The following is a 13,409-nucleotide window of genomic DNA, read 5'->3' as shown; positions in this document are numbered from 1 at the left end:
GACGGCGACGGTTCGTTGTTTAATGGTTTGTTGAATTTACTGAAGGACCAGGAGCAATAGTCATCATATTGCGTCCTGAAAGTGTCAGGATGTGAGTCCGTTACACCCCTTTTCGCTTTTCCCTTCGGTTTTTTGCTTAAGCGTTCCTGGCTCTGCAGGATGCTTATGCCCTGTCAGCACCCCATAAAACGCCTTTTTTATTAACAGTCCGACAAGCGGTCCGGCATGTTTTCGCCTGCAATTATGGCATTCATGTTCACACCCCATTTGCGGGCAATATTCTATGCACATACTTTTTAATAGATTAAAAAGGGTATTTCATGATCAATAGAAAAAGTCTGCTAACGCTCAATAACGTCAGCAAGAGTTTTCAGCTTGCCGGAAAGAAAAGTCATTTAGTCTTGAGTGAAATAAACTTTAAGATTTACGATAATGAAATCGTCAGTATATTGGGCAAGTCCGGTTCGGGAAAATCTACCCTGTTGCGCATTATTTCCGGTCTCATCAAGCCAGATTTAGGCACCGTCATGATCGGAGAAAAAAAGGTTTCGGGGCCTAATCCACAGATCAATATGGTATTCCAGACCTTTGCCATTTTCCCTTGGCTGACCGTTGACCAAAATATCGCTTTCGGCCTGCAGGCTCAGGATCTCCCGCAGCAAGTGATCGAAACCCAGACCCTGAAAATGTTGGATCTGGTCGGCCTGACCCCCTATCGCGACGCTTACCCACGAGAACTTTCCGGCGGTATGCGCCAACGTGTGGGTTTTGCCCGTGCGCTGGCGGTAGAACCCATGTTGCTACTGTTGGATGAGCCCTTTTCTTCGCTGGATATTTTTACCGGCGAAAATCTGCGTCGCGATCTGCTGCGGATCTGGATGACTCGGCAAATAAAAACCCGCTCTATGGTGTTGGTAACTCACAGCGTAGAGGAGGCGGTGATGATGTCGGACCGCATTGTCCTGTTAGGATCTGAACCCGGCACCCTTAAAGGCTATTACCACATCAGGTTACGTCGCGAAGAGAGAACCCGCCAAGGAATGCAAGCACTGACAGAGGAAATCAGTGAGGCACTCAGCCAGCAAATCGCCAGCGCACATTAACCGGAAACCGCGGCTTGGCAGGTGTCCTGCCTGCCGTATTAACTACCTGTTTATCAAGAATTACCCCCCGATGGGTGGTTCATGATAAGCGGATAATACATTGAGTATTTATCATGCATTTCATTCATACATTACTGACGCTGTTTACTGCGTCCGGGTTAGGTGCCGTCATTGGCTACGAAAGGCAATTCCGCCAGCGCACCGCAGGGTTGCGCACCAATACCCTGGTGGCAACCAGCGCGGCAATCTTCGTACATCTGGCTATGACGATTGACGGCAGCGGCGGCGCGGTACGGGTTATTTCCTATGTGGTTTCTGGCGTTGGCTTTCTCGGCGCCGGGGCAATCATGAAAGAAGGAATGAATATCCGAGGTTTGAATACCGCAGCCACACTGTGGGGTTCCGCCGCGGTCGGTGCCTGTGCCGGCTGCGCCCTGTATGGCGATGCGCTGGCTGCCACCCTGTATGTATTGGCAGCCAATACCTTGTTGCGCCCTATCGTCAATATGGTGAATAAGCAGCCGTTCAACGACGTTAACGGTGAGTCCACCTACCAAATCTGCGTGATCGCCTTCGAACACGAACAGCGCGATGCCTTGGCCAAATTCAAAAAGGTGCTACAGGCAGAAAGTTGCTTCATCTCGCATCTGGATATTGAGCCCTTCGGTGATGACGACGTAGAAATTACCGCCACGCTGATGCCTGCTTCCGTCACCACCCTGGTGCTAGACCGGACCATCAATAAATTGCTGGGCGACAGCATGATGAAACAGGCCTACTACAGCCGCATCGCCGGCTCCGGTTAACGCAGGACAGGGTCTTTTCCTCCTTGCCATGCCTTATTCTCCGAATAGAGAGATTTACCATGAAGAATATGCCGAAATTTTCTCATCTGACTATTTTCAAAGAAATTGTTACCTGTGGAAGTTTACTTGAAACGTCAAAAAAACTGGGCATTTCACAGCCTACGCTTAGCCGTATAATCAAAGAACTGGAAGCGAACATTGGCTCTCGCCTGCTGGAGCGCAGCAACCGCGGCGTACGCCTGACTGCGGTTGGAGAGGTCTTCTATCAAAAGATAGATCGGGTCACTAATCAACTGAGAAATGCGATTGATGAACTGCGGGGAATGAGCAGCTCGGGGGAGAAATACCTGCGGTTGGGTATGAGCATTGACCCCTTGTTGTGTTATCTCGGGGAGGCGATCGACAGCTTTAACCAACGCTACCCTCACACCAGAGTGACCCTGGTTGAAGACTCGCCAGAGGGGCTGATTGCTAAACTCAGAAACAGCGAGCTGGATTTGGTGCTATGCAGCCTGAGCAACAACACGACCTGCGCAGACTTGGCCATGCAGGCGCTCACCCGCGAGCATTTCTCCCTCTATCAAAACGGGGATAAAGCGACGGCCACGCTGCCGCTAGCCGAAGCCAAATGGGTGGTACCGCGTTCATGTTCAGTAGGCCACGCCACCATTAAGGACATCGCCAGCCAGTACACACCGAACGGGAACATCGTGGAGACCGATTCCTTTTTGGCTACCTGGTGTCTGGTCAAACAACAGGGCTATCTTGCACTGCTAAGCGACCGGGTTGTCGCGCAATATGCGCCACAGTTGAACCTGAAAAAGATGCCCGCGGAAGAGATCGACATCAGTGCACAATTTTATATCTTCACCCGCAATGAGCCGGTAATGTCCCCACTCAGTACCGCATTCATCGATATCCTGCAGGCCATACAACCCGCCTGAAAGACTCAGCCCACTGACGCTCCGTGTTCATCTCGTTGTCGTCGGTGGCGCCCAACCGCTCACCCCTGTTTTTTGACCGCTTACCGCCCCTATAGCACCGCTGACTGAAATTCGCATGTCTTCCCCAGTCCCAACCCGCAATGATGAGCTGTTCCTAAACTCGTCATACTTCAAGTTGCATCATTGTTGGCTACGATTGCTCACCCGAAACACTTACTTATGTAAGCTCATCGGGCCTCACTCCCTTGCCGCCTCGATGCCACTCGAATTATTTAGAGTTCATACCCGACCGTTATCCGCACCCAGGCCGCGTGCCTGAAACATCTTATAAGCGGATTAACTCACTAATTTTTTTTGCAGATTTTAACTAAGGACATCTCAATGAACCGAGAGGGGATTTTAAAACACATACCCTGGATGCTGCTGGGGATACTCGGCGCGTCCTGCCTGGGCGTAGTGGCACTGCGCCGCGGCGAACACATCAGCGCCTTGTGGATCATCGTCGCTTCGGTGGCGGTGTATCTGGTGGCATACCGTTATTACAGCCTGTACATCGCCACCAAGGTGATGAAGCTGGACGCCTTCCGTGCGACGCCGGCCGTGGTCAACAACGACGGCCTGAACTACGTCCCGACCAACAAGAACGTGCTGTTCGGCCACCACTTCGCCGCCATTGCCGGTGCCGGCCCGCTGGTCGGCCCGGTGCTCGCTGCGCAGGTCGGCTACCTGCCCGGCACGCTGTGGCTGCTGGGTGGCGTGGTGCTGGCGGGGGCGGTGCAGGACTTTATGGTGCTGTTCATCTCCTCACGCCGCAACGGCGCATCGCTCGGTGAGATCATCAAAAAGGAAATGGGCCCGGTACCGGGCACCATCGCGCTGTTTGGCTGCTTCCTGATTATGATCATCATCCTGGCGGTGCTGGCCCTGATCGTGGTGAAAGCGCTGGCGGAAAGCCCATGGGGCGTGTTCACCGTCTGCGCCACCGTGCCAATTGCCCTGTTTATGGGCGTCTATATGCGCTTCCTGCGCCCGGGTCGGGTGGGTGAAGTGTCGGTCATTGGTATCGTGCTGCTGGTGGCATCCATCTGGTTCGGCGGCGTCATCGCCCATGACCCGTACTGGGGCCCGGCGCTGACCTTTAAAGACACCACCATCACCTTTACGCTGATTGGTTATGCGTTCGTTTCTGCCCTGCTGCCGGTATGGCTGATCCTGGCACCGCGCGACTACCTGGCGACCTTCCTGAAAATTGGCGTGATCGTCGGGCTGGCGATTGGCATCGTGATCCTTAACCCTGAGCTGAAAATGCCGGCGGTGACCCAGTTTATCGACGGCACTGGCCCGGTGTGGAAAGGCTCGGTGTTCCCGTTCCTGTTCATTACCATCGCCTGTGGCGCCGTGTCCGGCTTCCATGCGCTGATCGCCTCCGGCACCACGCCAAAGCTGTTGGCCAATGAGAAAGACGCACGCTTTATCGGTTACGGCGCGATGCTGATGGAATCCTTCGTTGCCATCATGGCACTGGTTGCCGCTTCCATCATCGAACCTGGCCTGTACTTCGCCATGAACACCCCACCGGCAGCACTGGGCATCACCATGCCAGACCTGCACCGTTTGGGGACCGAAGATGCGCCGATGATCATGGCGTCACTGCGTGATGTGAGTGCCCATGCGGCAGCGACCGTCAGTTCCTGGGGCTTTGTCATCAGCCCGGAACAGATCCTGCAGACCGCCAAAGACATTGGCGAACCTTCCATACTGAACCGCGCCGGTGGCGCGCCAACGCTGGCAGTAGGTATCGCCCACGTGTTCCACCAGATCATCCCTGGTGCCAACATGGGCTTCTGGTACCACTTCGGTATTCTGTTTGAAGCGCTGTTCATCCTGACCGCACTGGATGCAGGTACCCGTTCCGGCCGCTTTATGCTGCAGGACTTGCTGGGCAACTTTGCGCCATTCCTGAAAAAAACCGACTCACTGGTGGCCGGGATTGTCGGCACCGCGGGCTGCGTCGGCCTGTGGGGTTACCTGCTGTATCAAGGGGTGGTCGATCCGCTCGGCGGCGTGAAGAGCCTGTGGCCGCTGTTCGGCATCTCCAACCAGATGTTGGCTGCCGTCGCCTTGGTGCTGGGCACCGTAGTGTTGATTAAGATGAAGCGCACCCAATACATCTGGGTCACCGTGCTACCGGCGGTGTGGCTGCTGATTTGTACCACCTACGCGCTGGGCCTGAAGCTGTTCAGCGACAACCCGCAGCTCGAAGGTTTCTTCTTCCAAGCCGGTGAGTACAAGCGCAAAATCGCTGAAGGCGGTGCCGAGCTGACCGCCCAGCAGGTGGCAAACATGAACCATATCGTGGTGAACAACTACACCAACGCCGGGCTGAGCATTCTGTTCCTGCTGGTGGTGTACAGCATCATCTTCTACGGGGTGAAAACCGCCATGGCGGCGCACAAAAACCCGAACCGCAGCGACCAGGAAACGCCGTACGTGCCGGTGCCTGAAGAAGCGCCTTCCCACGGCGTAACTGAGGGGGACGTCAAAGTTTCACCGCAGCACTGATGTGATTTAACGGATACCCTGCATAATGAAAGTTAAGTAGTACCCAATGGATTTCGAGCCGCAGCAAGGCGGCAAATGAGCGACAAATCGGTAGGGAACCGATTTGAACAGCGTTTGCGCTGGCCCAAAGGGTGAGCCTCAGGGATGAGGCTCATTAATCCCCAGGAGCTTACTCAAGTAAGTGACTGGGATTCGTGAATGAAGCCAACACCGCTGCGGTTCGAAAGACGAAGGGTATGCAGGGTAATTTTTGGGAGAAGGTTTATGTTCGGTAATCTCGGCCAGGCGGGTAAATATCTCGGGCAGGCGGCGCGCATGTTAGTTGGCGTGCCTGACTACGATACCTACGTCCAGCATATGAAAGACAACCACCCGGACAAGCCGGTGATGACCTATAAAGAGTTTTTCCGCGAACGCCAGCAGGCCCGCTACGGTGGGGACGGTAAAGGCGGTATGCGCTGTTGTTAGTTAAAAGGATCCGCAATGAAACCCATCGCAGTCACCATTCTGACCGGCTTTTTGGGTGCCGGTAAAACCACCCTGCTCCGCCATATTCTCAACGCCGAACACGGCTACAAGATTGCCGTGATTGAAAACGAGTTCGGCGAAGTGCCGATCGACAACGCGCTGATTGGCGACCGCGCCAGCCGCATCACTACTCTGAGCAACGGCTGCATCTGCTGCAGCAAATCCAACGAGCTGGCAGACGCACTGCTCGACTTGCTGGACGGCGTAGACAGCGGCCAGCTGGCGTTCGACCGACTGATCATCGAATGCACCGGCATGGCCGATCCCGGCCCGATCACCCGGACCTTTTTCTCGCACGAGATCCTCTGCGAACGCTTCCTGCTGGACGGCATCATCACCCTGGTGGACGCCGCACACGCCGATCAACAACTCAGCCAGTTCAGCATCGCACAGGCGCAGGTGGGCTACGCCGACCGCATTCTGCTGACCAAAACCGACGTGGCACCGGACTGCGAAGCGCTGATACAACGCCTACAGCAGATGAATGCCCGCGCACCGGTGTATAAAGTGACGCACGGCGATATCGATCTTGGCGTATTGTTCGACATCGAAGGCTTTGTGCTGAACGACAAGCTGACCCTGACGCCGCCTGCCCCGCTGTTCCGCCGCATCCCGCAGGCGCAGAACAACATTACGTCGATTGTGGTGTACCACGAGCAACCGCTGGAACTGATGCAGATATCCGAAGTGATGGAGGGCCTGCTGCTGGAATACGCCGACAGCCTGCTGCGTTATAAGGGGATTTTGTCGATCAAGGACGAGCCGCGCCGCCTACTGTTCCAGGGCGTGCAACGGCTGTATAACGCCGACTGGGACCGCGAGTGGCTGCCAGAGGAAGAGCGCCGCAGCACCCTGGTGTTTATCGGTGTGGATTTGCCGGAGGAGACGATCCGCCAGCGGTTTGCCGACCTGACATAACCTTAAGTTCATCAGGCTGCGCCTTTGCTCGCGCAGCCCATTTCTGCCCCTTACCCCTTCTGAAAATACGGCCCCGCCGCTACAGAATCCCGCAGGATCAGGCTCGCCGGGAAGGCCGGGCGTTTGCTCAGCTCGCCGCCATCCAGCATCGACACCAGCCGATTGATGGTTTCCTTGATCATGTCGGTCACCGGCATTTTCATGCTGGAGAGCGAGGGAATGGTATAAGGTGCCAGCGGGATGTCATCAAAACCTATCACCGACACGGCGGACGGCACCGGGATTTGGCACTCTGTCAGCCGCTTGATGGCGCCGATGGCCATCTCGTCGTTGCTGGCAACAATGGCGCTGAACGTGCAGCCGCTAGCCAGCAGCGCATCGACCGCCGCCATGCCGCTTTGCGCATTCCACTTGCCTTCGACAATCAGGTCGCTATCGACCGCGATACCCTGCTCCGCCAACGCGGCTTTATAGCCGGAAAGCCGCTCCAGCCCTGTGGGTGAATCCAGCGAACCGGTGATAAAGGCAATATCGCGGTGCCCCTGTTCGATCAGGTGCCTGACCGCCGTCGCGCTGGTGGCGTGCTGATCGCTGAAGATGCAGTAGCTGTCGTTCAGCCTTAACCGGCGATTGATGACCAGAATCGGCTGTTTATGCTGGGAAATGATCGCGTCCATCTCCGCAATCGACAGAAAGCGCGGGTAGATGATCACGCCGTCACAGCGCAGATCCAGCAGGAATTGAATGGCGGCCTTTTCCTCTTCGGCGGTGTGCTTGCCGTCCGCCAGGATCAGTTGGCGGCCGTGCTCTTCCATGATGCGCGCCGACTGAAACATCAGCTCGCTGAAGTAGTTGCCACTGTACAGCGTGTTGGTGACCACCAGCCCGATGGTCTGGGTAGTTTTGGTGGCGAGATTGCGCGCCAACAGGTTGGGCCGATAGCCGGTCTCGGCAATGGCTTTCTCTACCTGTTCGCGCTTTTCCGGGCCGACATAGCCGCTGCCGGACAGCACGCGGGACACCGTCGCTTTCGACACGCCCGCCCTTTTAGCCACCTCAAGTATTGTTGCCATCTCTGCGCCGTCAAAATCCAGGGTTCAGCGCAGTCTACCCAAGACGCCCCCCGTTTGAAATCTTTTCACGCCTGCCGCTGCCGTCCCCTTCGGCCTTAAAGTGACCAGGTTCACGAAACGAAAAACCCAAAAATCATAATTCTTGCCAGACAAAAAACAGATCAGCATTATTTTGTGAAACCGGTTTCTTGTGGGCGTTTCATTCAGATGGAACGGCGGATCGCCCAGGCAGTAAAAGTGAGCCTTTGGGCAATCCGAATTCATATCTGAAGAGACGACAACCTTATGCCGAAGAACTACGCAGAGATCTCACCCGCCATCGTGAATGCGTTGGGCGGTCTCAGCAACATCGACGCCGTTACGCACTGCATGACCCGCTTGCGATTCGTGGTGAAAGACAAGGCGCTGATCGACACGCCGAGACTCAAAGCGATTAGCGGCGTGATGGGCGTGGTGCACAGCGGCGAGCAGTGCCAGGTGATCATCGGTAACGAGGTGTCAAAAGCCTATCAAGCGGTGTTGGCGCTCGGCCTGCCGGGCAACGCCCCCGCCGCCGTGCCGGCAAAGCGCAAAATCACCCTGAAAGGCATCGGCGCCGGCATTCTCGACGCGCTGGTCGGCACCATGTCGCCGCTGATCCCCGCCATTATCGGCGGTTCGATGGTGAAGCTACTGGCAATGATGCTGGATATGGCCGGGGTGTTCGACAAAGGCTCGTCGACGCTGGTGATACTGAACGTGATTGGCGACGGGGCGTTCTTCTTCCTGCCGGTGATGGTGGCGGCCTCTGCCGCCCTTAAATTCAAAACCAATATGTCGCTGGCGATCGCCATTGCTGGTGTACTGCTGCACCCTAACTTTATCGATCTGATGGCCAAGGCGGCGCAGGGCCAGGCGGTTGAGTTCGCTTACATTCCGGTGACGGCGGTGAAATACACCTACACGGTGATCCCCGCGCTGGTGATGACCTGGATCCTGTCGTACATCGAGCGCTGGGTAGACCGCATCACCCCGGCGGTGACCAAAAACTTCCTTAAGCCGATGCTGATTGTGCTGATCGCCGCGCCGATCGCGATAGTGTTTATCGGCCCGCTCGGCATCTGGATCGGTAGCGGGATCTCGGCGCTGGTGTACACCGTGCATGGCTATTTGGGCTGGCTTTCCGTCGCCATTATGGGGGCGATCTGGCCGCTGCTGGTGATGACCGGCATGCACCGCGTCTTCACCCCGACCATCATTCAGACCATCGCCGAAACCGGCAAAGAGGGCATGGTGATGCCGTCAGAGATTGGCGCCAACCTGTCGCTCGGCGGCTCTTCGCTAGCGGTGGCGTTCAAAACCAAGAACCGCGAACTGCGCCAGACCGCCTTGGCCGCGGCCGCCTCCGCCATTGTGGCGGGCATTTCCGAACCGGCGCTGTACGGCGTGGCGGTGCGCCTCAAACGCCCGCTGATCGCCAGCCTGATCAGCGGCTTTATCTGCGGTGCCGTCGCCGGCATTGGTGGGCTCGCCAGCCATTCGATGGCCTCGCCCGGCCTGTTCACCAGCGTGCAGTTCTTCGACCCGACGAACCCGATGAGCATTGTCTGGGTCGGCGGTGTGATGGTGCTTTCTGTGGTGCTGTCGTTCGTGCTCACGCTGCTGTTGGGCTTTGAAGACATTCCGGAAAGCGAAGCCTCGCCAACGGCGGCCACTGCGCCTGCGGTAAATACCGCTAACGTTGTCCATTAACGCACTATTTTTATACCCTAAATAATTGGAGTTGCATCACGGCGGCAAGGCCGTACATCCCCAGGAGCTTAGTCAACTAAGTGACTGGGGTGTGCGACAAATCTGTCAGGAACAGATTTGAACGCTGCTTGCAGCGGCCCCGAAAGGGCAAGAGCCACGGATGGGTCTTGTAACGCAGCCAACACAGAGGCAGCTTCAAGTATGACGGGTAATTGAGGATTACATGTCTGATTCAACATTCCCGCAAGGGTTCTTATGGGGCGGCGCCCTGGCCGCCAACCAGTCGGAGGGGGGTTATCGCGAGGGCGGCAAAGGGCTGACCACGGTTGACATGATCCCGCATGGCCCCAACCGCATGCCGGTGAAGCTGGGCCTGGAGAAGCGCTTTAGCCTGCGCGAAGACGAGTTTTACCCCAGCCATGACGCTATTGATTTTTACCATCGCTACCGCGACGACATTGCGCTGATGGCGGAGATGGGCTTCACCGTGTTCCGCACCTCCATCGCCTGGAGCCGGATTTACCCGAACGGCGACGAGCTGACGCCTAACCCGGAGGGAATCGCCTTCTACCGCAGCCTGTTCGAAGAATGCCGTAAATACGGCATCGAGCCGCTGGTGACGCTGTGCCATTTCGACGTGCCGATGCACCTGGTGACCGAATACGGCTCCTGGCGCAGTCGCAAGATGGTGGAGTTTTTCACCCGCTATGCCCGCACCTGCTTTGAAGCCTTCGACGGGCTGGTGAAGTATTGGCTCACCTTCAACGAGATCAACATTGTGCTGCACAGCCCGTTCTCCGGCGCAGGATTGGTGTTTGAAGCCGGCGAAAACCCCGAGCAGGTAAAATACCAGGCCATACACCACGAACTGGTGGCCAGCGCCCTGGCGACCCGCATCGCGCATGAAGTGAACCCCGCTAACCAGGTGGGCTGCATGCTGGCCGGCGGCAATTTCTACCCCTGGTCCAGCAAGCCGGAAGACGTGTGGGCCGCGCTGGAGAAAGACCGCGAGAACCTGTTCTTTATCGACGTGCAGGCCCGCGGTGCTTACCCTGCTTACTCTGCGAGGGTGTTCCGCGAGAAAGGCGTGAGCATCGCGATGGAAGAAGGCGACGCCGAGATCCTGAAGAACACCGTCGATTTTGTCTCCTTCAGCTATTACGCCTCACGCTGCGCGTCTGCCGACATGAACGACAACAACAGCAGCGCCGCCAACGTGGTGAAATCCCTGACCAACCCGCATATTCCGCGCAGCGACTGGGGCTGGGGCATCGACCCACTGGGTTTGCGCATCACCATGAACATGATGTACGACCGTTACCAAAAGCCGCTGTTCCTGGTGGAAAACGGCCTGGGCGCCCACGACGAGTTCAATGCCGCAGGCGAGATTGAGGACGATTACCGCATCAGCTACCTGCGGGAACATATCCGTGCCATGGCCGACGCCATCGCCGACGGCGTACCGGTGATCGGCTACACCACCTGGGGCTGCATTGATCTGGTGGCGGCATCGACCGGGGAAATGAGCAAGCGCTACGGCTTTGTTTACGTCGACCGCGACGACCACGGCAACGGCACCCTCGCCCGTACGCGCAAGAAATCCTTCTGGTGGTATAAGAAGGTGATTGCCAGTAATGGGGCGGATTTGGGGTGATGGATTTGGCGGCGGCAAGAGCCGCTAATGGCGATTGTTGCGAGCCGCATTCCAGATTGAGCAGTAAGCCCCTGTAATTCTATACAGCCTATTTTTTCGCCTTTTTGTCAGCGCTATAGTCTCCCGGCTGCGGCACAATCCGCAGCCGGAGTTAGCGTTCCGAACATACACTGAGCAGCATTATGTATATAATGCTGGGGCCTTGAACATCCAGAATTATGGTGGCCCAGGCGGAGGCTTCGCAAGAAGCGCCGGTTTCCTTAGTGTCCGGTAACGCTAACTCCGTTTGGGCTACCACCATGGGTTTAGCGTCTCATGTGGTAGCAGCGCACCACACTAAGGAGAGCAACCACATGGAAAACACTTCCACCTCACAACCCGAGACAAGCACCCTCACCCTCTATCGCCAACTGTTCAATCAGCTCGATCTCAGCACCTTAGACGCAACACAACTCTTAGACCTTGCCGCCCTCTCCGCCGAACAGGCCGAAGGGTTATGTCATGGCCTAATACTGTTCGGTGAGCTAATGCAAAAGAACCCGCAGCCCAACGACACCCAGTGGGAACAGCTAAATCACTACCTCAACGCAACGGCTCACTTAGTACCGGCATTGTGCAACCTTTATGGCCGTGCTCTGCGCGAGATGGAATGCCAGAGCTGATAAGTTAAAATAAAAGCCAAAACAAATAATAAGAACGGTATTAGTTTTGTGCCGTTCTTATCACCCTGGTAAATCTCATAGATCTGACTGACATATCACGATAAACACATTCACGAAGGTAGGCATTTCCCCCGTGGCCTGGCATAGTTAACGCATTCGATAAATCGATGAGTTAACTGCTGGATAATGACGCATGGCCGCTGGCAGTACGCAAACGCATTGATCAGAATCCGTTCTGCAATGAGGGGAATGTTTTGGCTATAAAGATCGCAATGTTATCTTCGAAAGAGGCTGTTTTAGACGCAATCAAAGAATATAACAACCAAGGTTATGATGATTTCCTTAAGAAAAATAAAGTTGAAAAAATAAGAACACACAAGGTCCGTTATAATAAATCCCTGTACGACATTAATGGAATCGCCACCGCAGCTTATATTCTCCAAATTGGTGAACCATCAGATAAAGTAAAATTCAGTGTTAATCTAGAAACGGTCATCCAAGAGTTAAAAAAACTCGGCCTCGAGGTAGTTGAAACGCCGCATCCTCTGGAGAAATTAGAGAAAGGTGAACTTTATAAACGTAAAGACCTCCACGACCTCTACGGCGGGCAAGAGCAAGGCGGAATATCGACACCCAAAGAATTCCCCGTGATCTTCATTTTCACCGGCGAGGCTGGCGAAACGCATGGGTACAAAGACGGATGGTCTAACGACGACCACTTCTCCTACACGGGAGAGGGGCAGAAAGGTGACATGGCGTTTACCAACGGTAATAAACATATCCGAGACCATAAAGATAATGGTAGGGATATACTTTTATTTGAATATAATAAAAAACGTACGGGCGTAAAATTTATTGGATTGTTTGAGTGCGATTCATGGAATTACACCCAATGTCTAGATACCGAAAAAAACATGAGGCAAGGGATAGTTTTTAATTTATTCCGAGTATCTTCTGCTCAAGACGTAGACAATGACACCACTACATCAGAAGTAGACCCAAAGAAAGAAACACTCGAGCAGCTACGCGCCAAGGCGATAAAATCATCCATGATGACAGGCCAGCGTAAAGAGAGTGACAGCAAAAACTCTTGGTTCAAACGCAGCGAAGACGTGAAAAAATACGTACTTCAACGCGCCAATGGCATCTGTGAATCCTGCGAGCAACCCGCACCGTTCCAGAAAAAGAATGGCGATCCTTATCTAGAACCTCACCACACAAAACGCCTGGCCGATGAAGGCCCCGATCACCCGCAGTGGGTTGGCGCCATCTGCCCTACCTGCCACCGCCGGATCCACAGTGGTGCTGATGGAAAAGCGCTGAACCAGACTTTAATGGTGAAGTTGGAGCTGAAAGAAGCGAGTTTTAAATAGCCATTGTTTAAAAACTATTTGAGTAGAAGTGTTCGAGGATGGTGTTTAAAGAGAT

At 55.1% G+C, this 13,409-nt stretch carries 11 protein-coding genes and 1 pseudogene; 11 read left to right on the top strand and 1 reads right to left on the bottom strand.

Annotation, left to right across the window (positions count from 1 at the left end; all coding sequences use genetic code 11):
* Positions 1-320: 320 nt before the first annotated feature.
* The 6 genes from ACI2J2_RS14810 (at position 321) to yjiA (ending at position 6,861) form a co-directional block, all read left to right on the top strand.
* On the top strand, positions 321-1,103 hold the full coding sequence (locus tag ACI2J2_RS14810; protein ID WP_404760361.1) for an ABC transporter ATP-binding protein: 783 nt from the start codon (positions 321-323) through the stop codon (positions 1,101-1,103).
* Between the two features lie 113 nt (positions 1,104-1,216).
* Positions 1,217-1,909 (top strand): MgtC/SapB family protein, encoded by a 693-nt coding sequence (locus tag ACI2J2_RS14805; RefSeq protein WP_209634702.1) that lies wholly within the window; start codon positions 1,217-1,219, stop codon positions 1,907-1,909.
* Positions 1,910-1,968: 59 nt separating this feature from the next.
* Positions 1,969-2,853, top strand: coding sequence for a LysR family transcriptional regulator (locus ACI2J2_RS14800; protein ID WP_404760360.1), 885 nt, complete (start codon positions 1,969-1,971; stop codon positions 2,851-2,853).
* Positions 2,854-3,234: 381 nt separating this feature from the next.
* Entirely contained in the window at positions 3,235-5,415 is a 2,181-nt protein-coding gene (locus ACI2J2_RS14795) for a carbon starvation CstA family protein (protein WP_265555857.1), read from the top strand.
* A gap of 264 nt (positions 5,416-5,679) precedes the next feature.
* A complete protein-coding gene (locus ACI2J2_RS14790) occupies positions 5,680-5,883 on the top strand; it encodes a YbdD/YjiX family protein (RefSeq protein ID WP_004953088.1) in 204 nt (67 codons plus the stop codon).
* A gap of 15 nt (positions 5,884-5,898) precedes the next feature.
* On the top strand, positions 5,899-6,861 hold the full coding sequence (yjiA, locus tag ACI2J2_RS14785; RefSeq protein ID WP_265555858.1) for a GTPase: 963 nt from the start codon (positions 5,899-5,901) through the stop codon (positions 6,859-6,861).
* A gap of 50 nt (positions 6,862-6,911) precedes the next feature.
* On the opposite strand, the gene ACI2J2_RS14780 is transcribed toward yjiA, so the two are convergent.
* Positions 6,912-7,934, bottom strand: coding sequence for a LacI family DNA-binding transcriptional regulator (locus tag ACI2J2_RS14780; RefSeq protein ID WP_265555859.1), 1,023 nt, complete (start codon positions 7,932-7,934; stop codon positions 6,912-6,914).
* Positions 7,935-8,219: 285 nt separating this feature from the next.
* On the opposite strand from ACI2J2_RS14780, the gene ascF reads away from it, so the two are divergent.
* The 5 genes and pseudogenes from ascF to ACI2J2_RS14755 all read left to right on the top strand — a co-directional run bounded on the left by ascF (position 8,220) and on the right by ACI2J2_RS14755 (position 13,354).
* A complete protein-coding gene (gene ascF / locus ACI2J2_RS14775) occupies positions 8,220-9,665 on the top strand; it encodes a PTS cellobiose/arbutin/salicin transporter subunit IIBC (protein ID WP_404760359.1) in 1,446 nt (481 codons plus the stop codon).
* 223 nt (positions 9,666-9,888) lie between these two features.
* On the top strand, positions 9,889-11,319 hold the full coding sequence (locus ACI2J2_RS14770; protein WP_404760358.1) for a 6-phospho-beta-glucosidase: 1,431 nt from the start codon (positions 9,889-9,891) through the stop codon (positions 11,317-11,319).
* A 218-nt stretch (positions 11,320-11,537) separates the two neighbouring features.
* Positions 11,538-11,618: pseudogene (locus ACI2J2_RS14765) on the top strand (ash family protein); the annotation flags it as partial.
* 54 nt (positions 11,619-11,672) lie between these two features.
* Complete coding sequence (locus tag ACI2J2_RS14760) at positions 11,673-11,981, top strand: hypothetical protein (protein WP_404760430.1); 309 nt, start codon at positions 11,673-11,675, stop codon at positions 11,979-11,981.
* Positions 11,982-12,235: 254 nt separating this feature from the next.
* Complete coding sequence (locus tag ACI2J2_RS14755) at positions 12,236-13,354, top strand: HNH endonuclease (RefSeq protein ID WP_404760357.1); 1,119 nt, start codon at positions 12,236-12,238, stop codon at positions 13,352-13,354.
* The last annotated feature ends 55 nt before the right edge of the window (positions 13,355-13,409 follow it).

The sequence above is a fragment of the Serratia sp. NPDC087055 genome, from assembly GCF_044900985.1.
Lineage (GTDB): Bacteria > Pseudomonadota > Gammaproteobacteria > Enterobacterales > Enterobacteriaceae > Serratia.
Note: the sequence above shows the minus strand (reverse complement) of the source record. Positions and strands in the feature narration are given on the sequence as shown.